This window comes from Pseudomonas sp. 382, from assembly GCF_002759075.1.
Taxonomy (GTDB): domain Bacteria; phylum Pseudomonadota; class Gammaproteobacteria; order Pseudomonadales; family Pseudomonadaceae; genus Aquipseudomonas; species Aquipseudomonas vlassakiae.
In genome coordinates this window covers 33,180-51,727 of the sequence record NZ_PEMX01000006.1, presented here as the reverse complement: position 1 = coordinate 51,727, position 18,548 = coordinate 33,180, and the positions used below count along the sequence as shown (strand labels likewise).

The following is an 18,548-nucleotide window of genomic DNA, read 5'->3' as shown; positions in this document are numbered from 1 at the left end:
AGTGAACAGGACCGTGCCCGATGTTAACCGGCTATCCCGTGAGGGACCACCAGTCAGTGCAGCTTAGGCAGCTACGACGACCACGCGTACGGTGGCTTCAACGTCGCTGTGCAGGTGCACGGCTACGTCGTATTCGCCAACCTGACGGATGGTGCCGTTCGGCAGACGAACTTCAGCTTTAGCTACTTCAACGCCGGAGGCGGTGAGGGCGTCAGCGATGTCGTGGGTGCCGATCGAACCGAACAGCTTGCCTTCGTCGCCAGCGGTGGCAGTGATGGTCACTTCCAGCTCGGCCAGTTGGGCAGCACGGCTTTCAGCCGAAGCTTTACGCTCAGCAGCTGCTTTTTCCAGCTCGGCGCGACGCTCTTCGAACGCAGCCAGGTTGGCGGCGTTGGCAACGGTGGCCTTGCCGAATGGCAGCAGGAAGTTACGGCCGTAACCAGCCTTAACTTTAACTTTGTCGCCCAGGTTGCCCAGGTTAGCGACTTTTTCCAGCAGGATCAGTTCCATTTGGTAAAACCTCTTAACTTTTAACCTTCACCGTTCGCGGAGTCTTTCCCCGGAGGGGACTTGCGACCGCGAAAATCAATCAGGCTGTCGACAATGGCCAGGACCATCAGCAACGGGTAGATCAGCTGCATGATCAGCGGCAACGTCACGTACATGCCCACCAGCCAGAAACCGGCCAGTCGCCCCTGTGCCACGAGGCCGTGCATCAAGGCGATGCCAGCCAGCACCAGTACCAGGCTCGACGCCGATGCCAGGATGATGAATTGCGACCCGATAAACGGAGCCACCACCATCACTGCCACCAAGACCGCCATGGTCTGCTTCGGCAACCTCAGTTCGCGAAATTCGCGACCGAAGCCTCCAGGGTTGTACAACGCTGCTTGCCAATAACGCGCCAGCACCAGGGCCAACACGCTGAACAATTGCACCGTCACTGCTGTGGAAGCGACCAGCACAGGGCGGATCAGCTCACCGGAGAGCACCGGCTCCCCTTCGATTTTCGGCATGGCTTCGGCAAACGCCTTGGCCAGCACATCGAAGGTCTGTGCCAATGCCATGTCGAGCACGAGGCTGAAAACCACGGCAAACACGGCACTGGCGACCAGCACACGGCTCCAGGGATGTTCGGCGCGCAACAGCGCGGCCAGGCCCAGGGCACCGGCGATCACCAGGAAGGTGATCGGATCGCCCATCAACCACACGGCCAGCCCGGCCAGCAGGCCGCCGGCGATGACCGTTGAAGCATCCTTGAACCCACGCCGCAGCAGCACAAGGCTACCGGCAGCGGCACTCAACCAGAACAGCAGCGGCAGTACCGCGCTGATGACCACCACCAGGGTGGCCTGCACACGACCGCGCATGATGAAACTTGCTAACGCTCGCATGCTAATCCCTTACTGCTTGTCGACGACCCGGTCTCAGCGGCCGTGGCTGTCGGTGTAGGGCAGCAGGGCCAGGAAGCGGGCGCGCTTGATAGCGGTAGCCAGCTGACGCTGATAACGAGCTTTGGTACCGGTGATACGGCTTGGAACGATCTTGCCGGTTTCGGATACGTAAGCTTTCAGGGTGTTGAGATCTTTGAAGTCGATCTCTTTCACGTCTTCAGCAGTGAAGCGGCAGAATTTACGACGACGGAAGAAACGTGCCATTTAATAGGCTCCTCTAAAGGTCCGTGGATTACTCGTCAGCGTTATCGCTGGAGTCGCTGTCATTGCTGTCGTCGCCGTCGGCGGATTCAGCATGCTCAGGACGCTCACGACGCTCACGGCGCTCGCTGCGGTTTTCTTCAGCCTTCAGCATCTCGGACTGGCCGGTTACGGCTTCGTCGCGACGGATGACGAGGTTACGGATAACGGCATCGTTGTAGCGGAAGTTGTCTTCCAGCTCGGCCAGGGCCTTGCCGGTGCACTCAACGTTCAGCATCACGTAGTGAGCCTTGTGAACATTGTTGATTGCGTAGGCCAGTTGACGACGGCCCCAGTCTTCCAGGCGGTGGATCTTGCCGCCATCTTCTTCGATCAGCTTGGTGTAACGCTCAACCATGCCGCCGACTTGCTCGCTCTGGTCCGGGTGAACCAGGAAGATGATTTCGTAATGACGCATGAATGCTCCTTACGGGTTAGTAGTCTGCCAGCGAATCTGGTCAGACAAGGAGTGAATGACACTGTATGTCTTGCACGGAGGGGAGGCACATATGCGCCTGCCAGCTCGGCAAGGGGCGCAATTGTAGAGAAGGCGTGGCGCACAAGCAAGGTGATTGGTGAATATTTGAACAGCCGGAAATATATTCACAGGCCACTGGCCCTTTCGCGGAGCAAGCCCGCTCCTACAGGGATCGCACAACATCTGTGGGAGCGGGTTTATCGAGGCGTCGAACCGCCGCGAAGAGGCCAGTACAGGCTGACGATCAGCGCTTGGCCTGACGCTGGCGTACAGCCTCGAACAGGCACACGCCCGTCGCCACCGACACGTTCAGGCTGCTGACGCTACCGCTCATCGGCAATTTCACCAGAAAATCGCAATGCTCGCGGGTCAGACGGCGCATGCCCTTGCCTTCCGCACCCATGATCATTACCAGTGGGCCGGTCAGGTCCTGCTGGTAGATCTCCTGCTCAGCTTCGCCAGCCGTGCCAACCACCCACAGGCCACGCTGCTGCAGCTTCTCCAGGGTGCGCGCCAGGTTGGTCACGGCCACCAGTGGAATCACTTCGGCCGCGCCGCAGGCCACCTTGCGCACGACCGGGGTCAGGGTTGCCGACTTGTCCTTGGGCACGATCACCGCCGTGGCACCGGCCGCATCGGCGGTGCGCAGGCAAGCGCCAAGGTTGTGCGGGTCGGTCACGCCATCGAGTACCAGGATCAGCGGCGGCGTTTCGCTGCGCTCGAGCAGTTCCTCAAGCATCAACTCACCCCACACCTGGCTCGGGCTGACCTCGGCGACCACGCCCTGGTGCACGCCCTCGACCCAGGCATCCAGCTCACGGCGCTCGGCCTGGCCGACCGGCACGCGGTTCTGCGCGGCCAGTTCCAGCAACGCCTGTATGCGTGGCTCGCTACGCCCTTCCGACAGCCAGATCTGCTTGACCCGCTTCGGATGGTGTTGCAGCAATGCCTGCACGGCGTGCACGCCGTAGATCTTTTCCAGCTGACTCATGACTTGTTCTTGCTCTTGCGTGGCGCGCCGGACTTCGACGGGCCTTTACGGTGCTTGGTCGGCTTGCCAGACGGCTTGCCGCCCTTTTCCGACTTGCTGCTGGCGTGGCCGCCGCTGCGCGCCTCGCTCATCAGCGCCTTCTTCATTTCACGGCTCTTGCGCACTTCGGCGTTACGCTGCACGGCGTCTTTGGGGAAGTACGCTTCGGCAGTTTCGCTCTTGCGGCTGCGCGGTTTTGGCGTGGCCTTGGCCTCGGCCACTGGCTCGGACTTCCCGGCGACTGGCGCAGCAGCACCACGCCCCTTGCGACCGATCGGCGCACTGAGCTGCTGCTCGGAAACTTCGAAGTCGATCTTGCGCTCGTCGAGGTCGACGCGCATGACCTTGACCTCGATGGTGTCGCCCAGGCGGAAGCTACGCCCGGTGCGCTCGCCCGACAGGCGGTGGTGCACCGGGTCGAAGTGGTAGTAGTCGCCCGGCAGCGCACTGACGTGCACCAGGCCTTCCACATAGATGTCGGTCAGCTCGACGAACAGGCCAAAGCCGGTGACTGCCGTGATCACACCTGGGAAGGTCTCGCCCACGCGATCCTTCATGAACTCGCACTTGAGCCAGTTGACCACGTCACGGGTGGCTTCATCGGCACGGCGTTCGGTCATCGAGCACTGCTCACCGAGCTGGTCGAGCGCATTCACGTCATACGGGTAGATACGCGCCTTGGGAATACTCATGGCGCCTGCGCGCTTGACGTGCGGGGTATCGACCTTGGAGCGGATGATGCTGCGGATGGCGCGGTGCACCAGCAGGTCGGGGTAACGGCGGATCGGCGAGGTGAAGTGGGTGTACGCCTCGTAGTTCAAGCCGAAGTGGCCGTTGTTGTCGGTGCTGTACACCGCCTGGCTCAGCGAGCGCAGCATCACGGTCTGGATCAGGTGGAAGTCCGGGCGCCCGGCGATGCTTGCCAGCAGGGCCTGGTAGTCCTTCGGCGACGGGTCCTTGCCCTTGTGCAGGGTCAGGCCCAGCTCGCCGAGGAAAGCACGCAGTTTTTCCAGACGCTCGGGCGGTGGGCCGTCGTGCACACGGTAAAGGGCAGGCACTTCATGCTTCTGCAGGAACGCTGCGGTGGCGACGTTGGCCGCCAGCATGCACTCTTCGATCAGCTTGTGGGCATCGTTGCGCACGGTCGGGCGGATTTCCGCGATCTTGCGCTCGTCACCGAAGATGATGCGGGTTTCCTGGGTCTCGAAATCGATGGCACCCCGGGCGTGACGGGCGTCCAGCAGCACCTTGTACAGGTTGTACAGGTTCTTGAGGTGCGGCACGACTTCCTTGTATTCCTCGCGCAGCGCCTTGCCCTCACGGGTACGGGCATGCTCGAGCATGCTGCTGACCTTGTTGTAGGTCAGGCGGGCATGGGAATGGATCACCCCCTCGTAGAACTGGTAGTCGACCATCTGGCCGGCTTTGTTCATGGTCATTTCGCAGACCATGGCCAGGCGGTCGACATGCGGGTTCAGCGAGCACAGGCCATTGGACAGCTCCTCGGGGAGCATCGGCACCACGCGCTCTGGGAAATACACCGAGTTGCCACGCTGCTGGGCTTCGTTGTCCAGGGCCGAGCCCAGGCGCACGTAGCTGGAGACGTCGGCGATCGCCACGTACAGGCGCCAGCCGCCAGAGAACATGCGCAGCTTGCCCAACGGTTCGCAATAGACGGCGTCATCGAAGTCGCGGGCATCCTCGCCGTCGATGGTGACGAACGGCAGGTGGCGCAGGTCGATGCGCTTTTCCTTGTCTTTCTCTTCGACTTCGGAGCGGAACTTGCGCGCTTCCTTGACCACATCGTTGGGCCAGACATGGGGAATGTCATAGCTGCGCAGGGCAACGTCGATTTCCATGCCCGGGGCCATGTAGTTGCCGATCACCTCGACCACATCACCCTGTGGCTGGAAGCGCGGCGTAGGCCAGTGGGTGATCTTGATCTCGACGAACTGGCCAATCTTGGCGCCACCGTTACGCCCGGCCGTCACCAGCACTTCCTGCTGGATCTTCGGATTGTCCGGGGTCACGTAGCCAATCCCGCCTTCTTCGAAGTAGCGGCCGACCACGCTTTCATGCGCCCGGGAGATGACCTCGACCAGCACGCCTTCGCGACGACCACGGCGGTCGACGCCCGAGACGCGGGCCAGGCCACGGTCGCCGTCGAACACCAGGCGCATCTGCGACGGGCTGAGGAACAGGTCTTCGCTGCCGTCATCGGGGATAAGGAAGCCAAAGCCGTCACGGTGACCGGAGACACGGCCACAGATCAGGTCCAGCTTGTCTACCGGGGCATAAGTGCCGCGCCGGGTATAGATAAGCTGGCCGTCACGTTCCATGGCACGCAGGCGGCGGCGCAGGGCTTCGATCTGGTCTTCTTCATAAAGACCGAACTCTGCCGCCAGCTCCTCGCGCGCGGCCGGTTCGCCACGGTCGGCGAGGCGCTGCAGGATCAGCTCACGGCTGGGAATGGGGTTGTCGTATTTTTCCGCTTCGCGAGCGGCCTCGGGATCGAGGGATTGCCAATCGGCCATCAGAAGGGGTTCACCTTGGGGTATATAGATAGGAATTCTGGCATGTGTGTATTGAAACCGGAAATGTCAGCCTTGGACAGCCCCCGCTGCAGTCTGTAGAGGGGAGCAATAGGCCTTCGGAATCAACAAGTTGAATTTTTTGAAATTTTTTTCGCTTGGGGGGTTTACAGCCCCCAGGACCGTCCGTATAGTGCGCACCACAACGACGGACAAGCCCGAAGTTGTAGTAGAGATGAACGGCGCTGTAAAGCATCTTTTAATCTCGAATGTGTGCCCAGGTGGCGGAATTGGTAGACGCGCTGGTTTCAGGTATCAGTGACCGCAAGGTCGTGGAAGTTCGAGTCTTCTCCTGGGCACCAAAAATTTTCTGGTAACAGATGACCAAGGATCTGTTACTACTGTGTGAAAGCGAACGATAGTCGCCTTCTCCAGATGATGTAAAGCTTTGCCCAGGTGGCGGAATTGGTAGACGCGCTGGTTTCAGGTATCAGTGACTTAACGGTCGTGGAAGTTCGAGTCTTCTCCTGGGCACCATATAAAAACCCACTAGCTTGCTAGTGGGTTTTTTCTTGCCTGCGATTTTTATATCCCCTCCCCCAATGCCCACCACAACCCTGCGGGAGCGGGCTTGCCCGCGAAGAGGCCAGCACTGCAGGCACACCTTCATGGGTTGTACTTTCGTCTGCCGATGAATTTCTTGTCACCCGGCCACTTGAGAAACGATTTCGTTTACCATTGTTTCCGAATATGAAGCCGTAAGCGAGGAAGTACCCGCATGACGATCCGCCCGCAACCGCTGATGCGTACACTGGCTGCCGCAGTTCTGAGCCTGGTGATCGGCGCTCCGGCCGCCCTGGCAGATGAACCGGTCACGCTGACCATGTACAACGGCCAGCACAAGGAAATCGGCGAAGCCATCGCCAAGGCCTACGAGGCCAAGACCGGTATCCATATCAATATCCGCAAGGGCAGCAGCAACCAGCTGGCCAGCCAGATCATCGAAGAAGGCGACCGCTCGCCGGCCGACATCATCTATACCGAAGAATCTCCGCCACTGAACAACCTGGGCGAACTGGGCCTGCTGGCGAAGATCGACGACGCCACGCTGAACATGCTGCCCAAGGAATACGTTGGCGCCAACGGCACCTGGATGGGCGTGACCGCCCGCACCCGCGTGGTGGTGTACAACCCGAAGAAAGTCGACGAAAAAGACCTGCCGACCACCGTGATGGACTTCGCCGGCCCTGAGTGGGAAGGCCGCGTCGGCTACGTGCCAACCAGTGGCGCATTTCAGGAGCAAGCTGTAGCCATCCTGAAGATGCACGGGCGTGAAGCCACCGAAGAATGGCTGACTGGCCTGAAAGCCTTCGGCAAGACCTACACCAACAACATGGTCGCCCTCAAGGCCGTGGAAAAAGGCGAAGTCGCCGCCGTACTGGTCAACAACTACTACTGGTATGCCTTGGAGCGCGAACGCGGCAAGCTCGACTCCAAGCTGTACTACCTGGCCGACGGCGACGCCGGCAACCTGGTGACCATCTCCGGCGCGGCCGCGGTCAAGGCCAGCAAGCATCCGAAGGAAGCCCAGGCCTTGCTCAACTGGATGGCCAGTGAAGAAGGCCAGCGCGTGATCACCCAGACCACCGCCGAGTACCCGTTGCACAAGGGCATGGTGTCCGACCGTGGCCTGAAGCCGTTCGAGGACCTGCGCCCGCCGAAAATCTCGCCAGCCGACCTGGGCAATGCCGAAGAAGCGATCGAGCTTGAACGCGAGGTCGGTCTGCTCTGATGACTGCCGCCCTGTCCGAGCCGGTGCCGGTACGTTACGTGCCGCGCCGCAAGCGCCCCTCGATCTGGGTGCTGCTGCCTGTGCTGTTCCTGGTGGCGATGAGCTTGCTGCCGCTGCTGTACGTCGCTATGAAAGCCTGGGAGGCCGGCTGGCGCGAAGCCCTGCACCTGCTCTGGCGCCCTTTCGTCTGGGGGCTGATGCGCAACACCTTGATGCTGATGGCCGGGGTGACGCTGGCGTGCCTGGTGGTTGGCCTGGCCCTGGCCTGGCTACTGGAGCGCAGCAACCTGCCCGGCCGCCGGCTGTGGGGCGTGGTGCTGTGCCTGCCGTTCGCGGTGCCGTCGTTCGTCAGCAGCTTCACCTGGGTATCGCTGAGCTCGGACTTCGAAGGCTTGGGCGGTGCGATCCTGGTCATGGCACTGTCCAAGTACCCGCTGGTGTTCCTGCCGGTGGCGGCAACCCTGCGCAACCTCGATACGTCGCTTGAAGAGTCGGCACGCACCCTGGGCTACAGCCGCTGGGGCGTGTTCCGCAAGATCACCCTGCCGCTGCTGTGGCCGTCGATGCTCGGCGGCGCACTGCTGATTGCGTTGCACATGCTGGTCGAGTTCGGCGCGCTGTCGATCCTTGGCCTGCAGACCTTCACCACGGCGATCTACCAGCAATTCGAGCTGGAATTCAGCAACGCCAACGCCGCCATGCTGTCGGCCGTGCTGCTCGCACTGTGCCTGCTGATGCTGTGGCTGGAACTGCGCGTGCGCGGCAAGGCCCGTCATGTGCGTATCGGCCAGGGCGTGGCCCGCCGTGGGCAACCGGTGCGCCTGCGTGGCTGGACGCCGTTGGCGCAGCTGTTTTGCCTGGCCTTGGCGATTCTCGGCAGCGGCATCCCGCTGGCCATGCTGGGTTACTGGCTGAGCGTGGGTTCGTCGGCCGCCTTCCCGGTGGCGGCGATCAGTAAAGCGCTGCTGACTTCGCTGTCGGTCTCGCTGGGTGGCGCAGGCTTCTGTGTGCTGCTGGCCCTGCCAGTCAGCTTCCTGGTGGTGCGCTACAAAGGCCGCCTGGCGATCTGGGCCGAACGCTTGCCGTACCTGCTGCACGCCCTGCCCGGCCTGGTGATCGCCCTGACCCTGGTGGTGTTCTCGCTGCACTACGTGCCGGCCCTGTACCAGACCACCGCGCTGTTGCTGCTGGCCTATGCGCTGCTGTTCCTGCCCCTGGCGCAGTCACCGGTGCGTACTGCACTGAACAAGGCATCGCCAACGCTAGAAGAAGCCGCACGCACGCTGGGTGCGAGCAGCTTCGCCGCGTTTTGCCGGGTAACCTTGCCGATCATCTTCCCTGCGATGGCGGCGGCTTTCGCGCTGGTGTTCCTCGATGCCATGAAGGAGCTGACCGCTACCCTGCTGCTCAGTCCGACAGGCATGACCACCCTGGCCACCGAGGTCTGGGCGCATACCGCCAACGTCGAGTTCGCAGCGGCGGCGCCTTATGCGGCGCTGCTGATTGTGGTGTCGGGTTTGCCTGTCTATCTGCTGACTACGCGGATGTACCTGAACAAGGCATGAGCCCACGGCTCAGGCCGCCTGGCGGCCTGGGCCACGGCTTTCGATATTGCGCAGCATGCGCTTCACGATAGACCCATGGGCCAGGCCTACCGGCAGCATGTACAGCCGGCCAAAGGCGTTGAAACACCGCACGACGTGGTCACTTTCAAGCGCTGCCCTTCGACATCCATGCAGACCATCACCGCCAAGTGCGTATCACGCGAAGTCAGCACCAATTGCTCGTCGCTGATGGCCTCGACGGTGAAGAAGTCCAGATGTTCGCCGACAGCTGGCACATGCGCTGGATCGCGGGTAGAGAAGCCGTGGATATCGGCGACATTGAAACGACGGGAGATGAAGTCGCGAATGCGGAAGGCCCTGGCCAGCCAGCCTGGGACATTCGAGGTCATGGCGCAGTAGGCTTGCAGGGCCGTCATCGGGGCAGTGAGCTGTACGCGGTCACTGTGCAGGAAATCCAGGTCGGCCTGGGCGGCGACCAATTGAGCGGACATGAGCAACTCCCTTTGTCATGTGTCGCCGACAGCATAGCAACATGACTCGCTGTAGGAGCGGCCTTGTGTCGCGAAAGGGCCGCAAAGCGGCCCCGGCAATTTCAGCGTTGAAGCAGAAATCCCAGGCCTGCTGCGCAGCCCTTTCGCGACACAAGGCCGCTCCTACAAGGGACCGCGCAGGTTTCAAGCCCTGAACTGACCCAGGCTGGCGCGCAATTGGGCCGCCAAGTCATCCAGCACCTTGCTGCTGGCCGTGGTCTGCATCACCACCTCGGCCGAGCGCTCGGCCTGGGCATGGATGTTCTCCACTCGCCCGCGCACTGCCTGCGCGCCGCTGGCCTGCTGCTCAGCAGCGCGGGTCGCCAGGCCGATCGCCGCGTGCACCTGCTCCACGGCGGCCTGCACCGACTGCTGGCGACGCTCGTTGTCCCGCAACACCAACAGCCCTTCGCTGGCCTTGAGCCCGGCCTGGCTGATGGTCGCTACCGCCTCCTTGGCACCTTTCTGCAGGGCAGCAATGTGCGCCTGGATGTCGCCGGTAGAGCTTTGGGTCTTGCTCGCCAGCGCTCGCACCTCATCGGCCACCACGGCAAAGCCGCGACCCGTCTCACCAGCGCGCGCAGCTTCGATTGCAGCATTAAGGGCCAGCAGGTTGGTCTGCTCGGCAATACCATGGATGACAGTCAGCACCACTTCGATCTGCTCGCTCTGCTTGGCAAGACGCTCGATCACCTGCGAACCCGTTTCGACCTGGCCGGCCAGGTTCTCGATCAGGCTCGCCAGTTGCGTGGAGGAACGGCTGTTCTCGTCGGTTGCCTGGCGAATGTCCACGACCTGCTGCAACGCCGCCTGCATGGCGTGGCTTTCGGCCTGGGCCTCGTCAGCCATGCTCGACAGGTCGCGCAGGCTGGCGGCCACTTCATCACGCTGCAACGCCGCTGCGGCATCGGCACCGGCGTTGCGCTGGGCCATGGTGCCGATCTCGACCCCGGTACGCTGGGCCACCTCACCGGCTTCGCGGACGATAGGCTGCAGCTTGTCGACAAAGCGGTTGACCGCCGACGCCATGTCACCGATCTCGTCGCGGCTGTCGAGGGTCACGCGCTTGGTCAGGTCGCCTTCGCCGGCAGCCAGATCGTTGAGCGCTGCAATCAGCAGGCGCAGCTTGCTGAGCACGCGGCGACCCAGCACCACGGCGACCACCAGCAGCACACCCAGGCCGACCACCACCAGGCCCAGGCCAATCCGCCAACGCAGCTCGGCAGCCGCATCGCGCACGGTCTGTGCGGTGTTGGCCTGCATCGCGCTGGCGCTGGCCTGCGCGGTTTGCAGGCGCTCGCGCAGGGCCTTGCCACTGTCGGCGGCCGCCGCACCCAGGCTATCGCCAACCAGTTGCTCACCGCTGGCGATCAGGGCACTGAACCGCTGGTCGAGAGCCTTGAGCTGCTGGTCAACACCGGCCGTGGAAACCCCCATCAGCACTTTGCCGATCTCGGCACCATTGGGGTTGATCGACGCTTCGACGAAATACACCGATGGATCGCGACGCGCAGCATCGAGCACCTTATCCAGCGCTCTCTCACCCTGGCCCTTCTCGATCAAGGCCTGGTTGATCGGATTCTGCCGGTTCAAGTAGCGGGTAAGGTGCTGGCCCTGGGCATCGTCATAAATCACGAACAGCACGTTGGGGTTGCGCTGGGCGCGGCGAGCGAAGTCGGAGAGCATCGGCACATCGTTGTCCCAGATCGCCCGCGGGGCGACCGATGCCAGCAGCTCGGCCATGTCGTTGGCCGAATCCTTGAGGTTTTTCTCCAGGGTGGCCCGCAACTGCTGCTGTTCGTCCTGCAGCCGCGTGGAAAGGCCCGCGCTCAAGCGCTGACGGGTGCTGCTGGAGAGGCTCTCCAGGCCCCCGCGAACATCTTGCCCGGCCTGCTCCAGCTCGCTGGCGAGCTGGCGGCTGTCTTTGCCCAAACGCTCCCCCAGGTCGGCCTCCAAAGCCGTCACGGTGCTGCGGGTCAGCGCAACGGCCACCAGCACTTGCACCAAAAGGGCGATACCAAGGGCAACAAACACAGGCCGCAAGAGGCGGCTTCGTAACAGTGAAAGGATGGCAGACACGGTGTAACCCTCGTGTTTTCTGGCGCCACTATTTTGATGGCATCTACAGAAACTTCTTACAGCAAGGGTTGTGCCGTATACAGCAGGGAAAAACGCCAAGGTCTAGCAATGAGTTTTCCTGTACTGGCCTCTTCGCGGGTAAACCCACAAATAAAAACGCCGCGATCCTTTTCAGGACCGCGGCGTCAGATCAGCCTGGAGGGCAGATCAGGCGAACGGATGACGCAGGACGATGGTCTCGTTGCGGTCCGGGCCGGTCGAAATGATGTCGATCGGCGCGCCTACCAGCTCTTCAATGCGCTTGATGTAGTCACGCGCAGCTTGTGGCAGCTCTTCCAGGGTTTTCACGCCCAGGGTCGATTCGCTCCAGCCTGGCATCTCTTCGTACACCGGCTCCAGGCCGATGTAGCTGTCGGCATCGGACGGGGCGTCAATGACGGCACCGTTCTCGTTCTTGTAGCCAACGCAGATGTTGATGGTTTCCAGGCCGTCCAGCACGTCCAGCTTGGTCAGGCAGATGCCCGAGATGCTGTTGACGTCGATGGCGCGACGCAGGATGACGGCATCGAACCAGCCGCAACGGCGGGCACGGCCGGTGGTCGAACCAAACTCGTGGCCGCGCTTGGCCAGGGTGGCGCCGGTCTCGTCGAACAGTTCGGTCGGGAACGGACCGGAACCCACGCGAGTGGTGTAGGCCTTGGTGATGCCCAGGATGTAGTCGAGGTACATCGGACCCACGCCAGAACCGGTGGAGATACCGCCAGCGGTGGTGTTGGAGCTGGTGACGTACGGGTAGGTACCGTGGTCGATGTCCAGCAGCGAACCCTGGGCGCCTTCGAACATGATGTCCTTGCCAGCGCGACGCAGGTTATGCAGCTCGGCGGTAACGTCGAGCATCATCGGCTTGAGCTGTTCAGCGTAGGCCATGCACTCGTCCAGGGTCTGCTGGAAGTCGATGGCCGGCTCTTTGTAGTAGTTCACCAGCTGGAAGTTGTGGTAGTCCAGCAGCTCACCCAGCTTGGCAGCGAAACGCTCGCGGTGGAACAGGTCGCCAACGCGCAGGCCGCGGCGTGCGACCTTGTCTTCGTAGGCTGGGCCGATGCCGCGGCCGGTGGTACCGATCTTGGCTTCGCCACGGGCTTTTTCACGGGCCTGGTCCAGGGCCACGTGGTACGACAGGATGAGCGGCGCAGCCGGGGAGATGCGCAGGCGCTCGCGCACCGGTACGCCCTTCTCTTCCAGCTTGGTGATTTCACGCATCAAGGCGTCCGGAGCAACGACCACGCCGTTGCCGATCAGGCACTGTACGCCTTCACGCAGGATGCCCGAGGGAATCAGGTGCAGAACGGTTTTCTCACCGTTGATCACCAGGGTGTGGCCCGCGTTGTGGCCACCTTGGTAGCGCACTACGGCGGCAGCATGTTCGGTCAGCAGATCGACGATCTTGCCTTTGCCCTCATCACCCCACTGGGTGCCCAGGACGACGACATTCTTACCCATTACATTGGTCCTCATTCACGCAAACTTGGTTGCCGGCCTACTGCCGACGCAGAAACTCACTGGGCCAGCGGCAGAACCTGCCAGCGCCCGTCTTGCTGAATCAATTGCCGATCACAATCCGCCTCGAGAGCAGCACTCAACGGCTGGCCAGGCAGAGCCTGGACCACACGCTGGCCCTCGTTGCGCAACTGGCAGACCTGCTGCCAGAGGGCCGCGTCGCCACTGTCCGGCATCCAGATGCCGCCAGTTGACAATACGACCTCCGCTCGCCCCAGTGTGACCAGGGTCTTCAAATCCGTGGAGAAACCGGTGGCCGGGCGTGCCCGGCCAAAGTCGGCGCCGATGTCGTCATAGCGGCCGCCCTGGGCGATGGACTGACCTTCGCCCGGAACGAACACGGCGAACACCACGCCCGTGTGATAGTGGTAACCGCGCAGCTCGCCGAGGTCGAAGTACAGCGGCAGCTCCGGGAAGCGCGACGCCAGGCGATCGGCGATCGCCAGCAGGTCGTCGAGCGCCGCCAATACGCTGGCCGGGGCACGACCCAGGCGCACTCGCGCTTCAGCCAGCACTTCTCGACCACCGCACAGTTCGACCAGGGCGCGCAGCATGTTGCCCAAGTCCTTCGGCAAATCGGCAGTCAGCGCCTGTACTTCATCAACCGATTTGCGCTGCAGGGCATCGAACAACTGCTGTTCGACCGCGCCCGACAGGCCGGCGGCACGGGCCAGGCCGCGGTAGATCCCGACGTGGCCGAGGTCCATGTGCACATCGGCAACGTCGGTCAACTGCAGCGTGGCGAGCATCAGGCTGATCACTTCGACATCGCTGGTCGGGCTGGCGTCGCCGTACAGCTCTGCACCCAGCTGAATCGGGCTGCGCGAGGTGGACAAGGCACGTGGCTGGGCGTGCAGCACGCTACCGGCATAGCACAGGCGGCTCGGGCCTTCGCGGCGCAGGGTATGGGCGTCGATGCGCGCGACCTGCGGGGTGAAGTCGGCGCGGAAGCCCATCAGGCGACCGGACTGCGGGTCGACCACCTTGAAGGTGCGCTGATCCAGGTCCTGGCCGGCGCCGGTGAGCAGCGACTCCAGGTACTCGATATGCGGGGTGACGACCAGCTCGTAGCCCCAACTCTGGAACAGGTCCAACACCTGGCGGCGCGCGATCTCGATACGCGCAGCCTCAGGTGGCAGTACTTCCTCGATGCCATCTGGCAGCAGCCAGCGGTCTACCGTTGCCATTACGCCATTTCCCCTCTGGTCCGGGCGGCTTGCCAGCTGGCGAGCCGTCAGTAAAGCCGGTATCGCGCACAGCAGCGGGCAGCACTGATCCCAGCGCAGCCACCGTACCCGATACCCTCAAATTGCCTTGCGACCTGACCAAACCGTCAACTGGCGCTTTGCCAATCAACCTTGCAGACGCAAAAAAGCCGGGAAATTTCCCGGCTGCCTCATCATACACCCCTTTTCATACAGGATGCACCCCGCCTGGTGTTTTAGCTGCCAGGCGGGGTGCCGCTGCATGGAAATCAGGGCCTGAGCGTCACGGCTTGCTCTTGTCCAGGAAGCGGAAGAACTCGTTCTTCGCATCCAGGACCAGCACGTCGCTCTTGCTCGAGAAGCTCTCGCGGTACGCCTGCAGGCTACGGTAGAACGCATAGAAATCGGCGTCCTGGGTGTAGGCCTTGGCGTAGATGGCGGCCGCCTGGGCGTCGCCATCACCGCGGGTCTCTTCCGCCTCGCGGTAGGCTTCGGCCAGCAGTACACGGCGCTGACGGTCGGCATCGGCGCGAATACCTTCGGCCAGCTCGTTACCTTTGGCGCGGTGCTCGCGGGCCTCACGCTCACGCTCGGTACTCATGCGGTCGAACACGCTGCGGTTGACTTCCTTCGGCAAGTCGATGGCCTTGACGCGCACGTCGATGACCTCGATACCCAACTCCTTGCTGGCCATGCGGTTCAGCGATGCGGTGATGTCAGCCATCAACGCGTCACGTTCACCGGAAACCACCTCGTGCAGGGTACGTTTACCGAACTGGTCACGCAGGCCGCTTTCCAGACGACGCGACAGACGCTCGTCGGCAATCTGCTTCATGCCGGAAGTGGCGGTGTAGAAGCGCTCTGCATCCTTGACGCGCCACTTGGCATAGGCGTCGACCATCACCGCTTTCTTCTCCAGGGTCAGGAACCGCTGGGTCGGGGCGTCGAGGGTCATCAGGCGTGCGTCGAACTTGCGTACCTGGTTCACGTACGGAATCTTCACATGCAGGCCCGGCTGGACATCCGCCTGGACCACCTTACCGAAGCGCAGCAGCACTGCACGCTCGGTCTGGGACACGATGTAGAAGCTGTTCCAGGCCACAATGGCCAGAACCACGGCGGCAATCAGGGCGATCAGCGATCGGTTGCTCATCAGCGGCTCTCCCTAGTACGCAGTGGCGGCTGTTGCTGTTGCAGGTCCTGCGCCGCACGCGCGGCCGCATCGTTGACCGACGGGCTGACGCTGGCGCCTGGCGCGGCCGTGTTGCGGCTGCCTTCGACCATCTTGTCCAGCGGCAGGTAGAGCAGGTTGTTCTGCCCATCCTTGGCCGTGACCAGGACCTTGCTCGAATTGCTGTAGACCTCTTGCATGGTCTCCAGATACAGACGCTGACGGGTCACCTCAGGTGCCTTGCGGTACTCGCTGACCAGTTTGCTGAAGCGGTCAGCCTCACCCTTGGCGCGGGCGATGACTTCGTCGCGGTAACCGTTGGCGTCCTCGATGATGCGCTGGGCCTGACCGCGGGCTTCCGGCACCACGCCATTGGCGTAGGACTCGGCCTGGTTACGGGCACGCTGCTCATCTTCGCGGGCACGGATCACGTCGTCGAAGGCTTCCTGCACTTCACGCGGGGCCGCCGCGCTCTGTACGTTGACCTGGGTGACGGTGATACCCGTGCGGTAGTTGTCGAGGAAACGCTGCAGGCGCTCGCGGATATCCACGGCCATCTGCTCACGGCCCTCGGTCAGCACCTGGTCCATCGAGGTGGAACCCACCACGTGGCGCAGGGCGCTGTCGGTCGCATGCTGCAGGCTGACCTCGGGCTGGTCGACGTTGAGCACGAAGTCCTGCAGGTTGCTGATCTTGTACTGGACGGTCAGCGGCACCTCGACGATGTTCTCGTCTTCGGTGAGCATCTGCCCCTGCTTGGTGTAGGCACGCTCGCGCGTGACGTTTTCCATGTACTTGCGATCAATTGGCGGGAAGTAGATGTTCAGGCCGGGACCGACCGTCTCATAGTACTTGCCGAAGCGCAGCACCACGGCCTGCTCCTGCTCATCGACCACGTACACGGCGCTGTACAGCCAGATTGCAGCAAGCACCGCCAGGCCGATGCCCAGCAGGCCGTAGCCGCCCCCCTTGCCGACATTGCGGTCACCGCCGCCACGTTTCTTGCCACTGCCGAACATGCCGTTCAGGCTGTCCTGCAGCTTGCGGAAGGCCTCGTCCAGATCCGGCGGACCCTTCTTGTCGCCACCACCGCCGCCACCGCGACGGCCGCCCCAGGGATCCTGATTGTTCGAGTTGCCACCCGGCTCGTTCCAAGCCATAGCGCTCTCCATCTGATAAAGCAAAGACGCGCCCACGGCGCGCCGTCCAATGCTACAGAATGCCTGCCACTGCTGCCCGGTGACCTCACCGGGCATTTATTGCAAAGTGTGTTGCTCGACAAACACTTGCGGCTCCATGCCTTCGCGACTGACCAGGCGATTCAACTCGACCCTGGGCAGGCGAACGCTCAGCAGGCTGCGCCCTTCTTCGTCATGCTCTTCACTCTGCACGGCACCCAGGGCAAAGAATTGCGCGCGCAAGCGGGCAAAACGCTGCTCCAGACACAGGGTACCGACAAACAGATCATCCCCCAGCAACTCGGCAATCGCCTGGCCGACCAGCTCCAGGCCACGTCCATCTCGTGCCGACACCCAGACCCGCTGCGGCTTGCCATCGGCATCGCGCTGAATCTGTGGCTCGACATCTTCGAGCAGGTCGAGTTTGTTATAGACCTCAAGGATCGGCAAGCTTTCGGCACCAATCTCGCCCAACACGGCCAGCACTTGCTCGATCTGCTCCATGCGCTCTGGCTCATGGGCGTCGATCACATGCAGCAGCAGGTCCGAGTTGCTCGATTCTTCGAGCGTAGCCCGAAATGCCTCGACCAGCTTGTGCGGCAGGTGGCGAATGAAACCCACGGTATCGGCCAGCACGATCGGCCCCAGGTCGGCCAATTCGAGCCGGCGCAGGGTCGGGTCAAGCGTGGCGAACAACTGGTCCGCCGCGTAGACCTCGGATTCAGTCAGGGCATTGAACAGCGTGGACTTGCCGGCGTTGGTATAGCCGACCAGCGACACCGACGGGATATCCGCGCGCTTGCGGCCACGACGGGCCTGCTCACGCTGGCTGCGCACCTTTTCCAGGCGCCCCTTGATCTGGCGGATACGTACCCGCAACAGACGGCGGTCGGTTTCCAGCTGGGTTTCACCCGGGCCACGCAAGCCAATCCCCCCCTTTTGCCGCTCAAGGTGAGTCCAGCCGCGCACCAGCCGCGTGCTCATGTGGTCGAGCTGGGCCAGTTCGACCTGCAGCTTGCCTTCATGGGTACGCGCCCGCTGGGCGAAGATATCGAGGATCAGCCCGGTTCGGTCAAGCACGCGACACTCGAAGACTCGCTCGAGGTTGCGCTCCTGACTGGGCGTGAGGGTGTGATTGAAAATCACCAGGTCTACCTGTTCGGCTTTGACCAGGTCGCGCAACTCCTCGACCTTGCCGCTGCCAATCAGGTATTTGGCCGTAGGCTGATGCCTGGCTACCGTGGCCAACGAGACGATGTCGGCTCCGGCCGACAGTGCCAGTTCCTGAAACTCCTGCGGGTCTTCGCGCGCCTCAGGGTTCTGACCTTCCAAGTGAACGAGCAACGCTCGCTCACCACCACCGTGGCGCTCAAAGAACAATGCAGGCTCCTATCAGGCGTTGCCTGGCTCGCTGTCGCCGTGTTCGGAATCGGACGGGCTTGGCAGGCGAACCGGACGGGCAGGTACCACGGTCGAGATGGCGTGCTTGTAGACCATTTGGCTGACGGTGTTCTTCAGCAGCACCACGAACTGGTCGAAGGATTCGATCGAGCCCTGCAGCTTGATCCCGTTGACCAGATAGATCGATACCGGGACCTTTTCTTTTCTCAGTTGGTTCAAGTAAGGGTCTTGTAGCGAATGCCCTTTTGACATATGCCGCACTCCTGTAAGGATAAATAGAAAAATCAGAAAAATTGATAAGTCAGGCCGCCCCTTCGCAAGAATAGACGGCAATCAG

At 62.3% G+C, this 18,548-nt stretch carries 15 protein-coding genes, 2 tRNA genes and 2 pseudogenes; 4 read left to right on the top strand and 15 right to left on the bottom strand.

Annotated features, from left to right (window positions below; translation table 11 throughout):
- Positions 1-63: 63 nt before the first annotated feature.
- The 6 genes from rplI to rnr all read right to left on the bottom strand — a co-directional run bounded on the left by rplI (position 64) and on the right by rnr (position 5,736).
- Positions 64-510 (bottom strand): 50S ribosomal protein L9, encoded by a 447-nt coding sequence (gene rplI, locus CQW31_RS09385; RefSeq protein ID WP_054887852.1) that lies wholly within the window; start codon positions 508-510, stop codon positions 64-66.
- Between the two features lie 20 nt (positions 511-530).
- Positions 531-1,394, bottom strand: coding sequence for a hypothetical protein (locus CQW31_RS09380; RefSeq protein ID WP_054887853.1), 864 nt, complete (start codon positions 1,392-1,394; stop codon positions 531-533).
- A gap of 33 nt (positions 1,395-1,427) precedes the next feature.
- Complete coding sequence (gene rpsR / locus CQW31_RS09375; RefSeq protein WP_003249563.1) at positions 1,428-1,658, bottom strand: 30S ribosomal protein S18; 231 nt, start codon at positions 1,656-1,658, stop codon at positions 1,428-1,430.
- A gap of 28 nt (positions 1,659-1,686) precedes the next feature.
- Complete coding sequence (rpsF, locus tag CQW31_RS09370; protein WP_013974420.1) at positions 1,687-2,112, bottom strand: 30S ribosomal protein S6; 426 nt, start codon at positions 2,110-2,112, stop codon at positions 1,687-1,689.
- Positions 2,113-2,416: 304 nt separating this feature from the next.
- Positions 2,417-3,163, bottom strand: a complete 747-nt coding sequence (rlmB, locus tag CQW31_RS09365; protein ID WP_054887854.1) for a 23S rRNA (guanosine(2251)-2'-O)-methyltransferase RlmB — start codon at positions 3,161-3,163, stop codon at positions 2,417-2,419.
- The gene (gene rnr, locus CQW31_RS09360) at positions 3,160-5,736 is read right to left on the bottom strand and encodes a ribonuclease R (RefSeq protein ID WP_099814352.1); all 2,577 of its coding nucleotides are present in this window, start codon (positions 5,734-5,736) and stop codon (positions 3,160-3,162) included. Before rnr ends, rlmB begins: the two co-directional genes overlap by 4 nt.
- Positions 5,737-6,008: 272 nt before the next feature.
- Here rnr and CQW31_RS09355 point away from each other — a divergent pair.
- The 4 genes from CQW31_RS09355 (at position 6,009) to CQW31_RS09340 (ending at position 9,090) form a co-directional block, all read left to right on the top strand.
- Positions 6,009-6,095 (top strand) — tRNA-Leu (locus tag CQW31_RS09355).
- An 88-nt stretch (positions 6,096-6,183) separates the two neighbouring features.
- Positions 6,184-6,270, top strand: a tRNA-Leu gene (locus tag CQW31_RS09350).
- A gap of 241 nt (positions 6,271-6,511) precedes the next feature.
- On the top strand, positions 6,512-7,525 hold the full coding sequence (locus CQW31_RS09345) for an extracellular solute-binding protein (protein ID WP_099814351.1): 1,014 nt from the start codon (positions 6,512-6,514) through the stop codon (positions 7,523-7,525).
- Positions 7,525-9,090: an iron ABC transporter permease gene (locus CQW31_RS09340; protein WP_054887857.1), complete on the top strand. Its 1,566-nt coding sequence runs from the start codon at positions 7,525-7,527 to the stop codon at positions 9,088-9,090. The genes CQW31_RS09345 and CQW31_RS09340 overlap by 1 nt, the downstream gene beginning before the upstream one ends.
- Before the next feature lie 9 nt (positions 9,091-9,099).
- Here the strand turns inward: CQW31_RS09340 and CQW31_RS09335 are convergent.
- The 9 genes and pseudogenes from CQW31_RS09335 to hfq all read right to left on the bottom strand — a co-directional run bounded on the left by CQW31_RS09335 (position 9,100) and on the right by hfq (position 18,463).
- Positions 9,100-9,581: pseudogene (locus CQW31_RS09335) on the bottom strand (DUF2867 domain-containing protein).
- Between the two features lie 183 nt (positions 9,582-9,764).
- The gene (locus CQW31_RS32095; protein ID WP_371858374.1) at positions 9,765-10,469 is read right to left on the bottom strand and encodes a methyl-accepting chemotaxis protein; all 705 of its coding nucleotides are present in this window, start codon (positions 10,467-10,469) and stop codon (positions 9,765-9,767) included.
- A gap of 201 nt (positions 10,470-10,670) precedes the next feature.
- Positions 10,671-10,883: pseudogene (locus CQW31_RS32090) on the bottom strand (methyl-accepting chemotaxis protein); the annotation flags it as partial.
- 1,023 nt (positions 10,884-11,906) lie between these two features.
- Positions 11,907-13,199, bottom strand: a complete 1,293-nt coding sequence (locus CQW31_RS09325) for an adenylosuccinate synthase (RefSeq protein WP_003249542.1) — start codon at positions 13,197-13,199, stop codon at positions 11,907-11,909.
- A 56-nt stretch (positions 13,200-13,255) separates the two neighbouring features.
- On the bottom strand, positions 13,256-14,443 hold the full coding sequence (locus CQW31_RS09320; RefSeq protein WP_099814350.1) for an ATP phosphoribosyltransferase regulatory subunit: 1,188 nt from the start codon (positions 14,441-14,443) through the stop codon (positions 13,256-13,258).
- A gap of 301 nt (positions 14,444-14,744) precedes the next feature.
- Entirely contained in the window at positions 14,745-15,614 is an 870-nt protein-coding gene (hflC, locus tag CQW31_RS09315; protein WP_054887861.1) for a protease modulator HflC, read from the bottom strand.
- Entirely contained in the window at positions 15,614-16,792 is a 1,179-nt protein-coding gene (gene hflK, locus CQW31_RS09310) for an FtsH protease activity modulator HflK (RefSeq protein ID WP_054887862.1), read from the bottom strand. The genes hflC and hflK overlap by 1 nt, the downstream gene beginning before the upstream one ends.
- A 96-nt stretch (positions 16,793-16,888) precedes the next feature.
- Positions 16,889-18,190 (bottom strand): ribosome rescue GTPase HflX, encoded by a 1,302-nt coding sequence (hflX, locus tag CQW31_RS09305; RefSeq protein ID WP_054887863.1) that lies wholly within the window; start codon positions 18,188-18,190, stop codon positions 16,889-16,891.
- Between the two features lie 12 nt (positions 18,191-18,202).
- Positions 18,203-18,463 carry an RNA chaperone Hfq gene (hfq, locus tag CQW31_RS09300; RefSeq protein ID WP_027920748.1) on the bottom strand — a complete coding sequence of 87 codons (261 nt, stop codon included), beginning with the start codon at positions 18,461-18,463 and terminating at the stop codon, positions 18,203-18,205.
- Positions 18,464-18,548 lie beyond the last annotated feature (85 nt).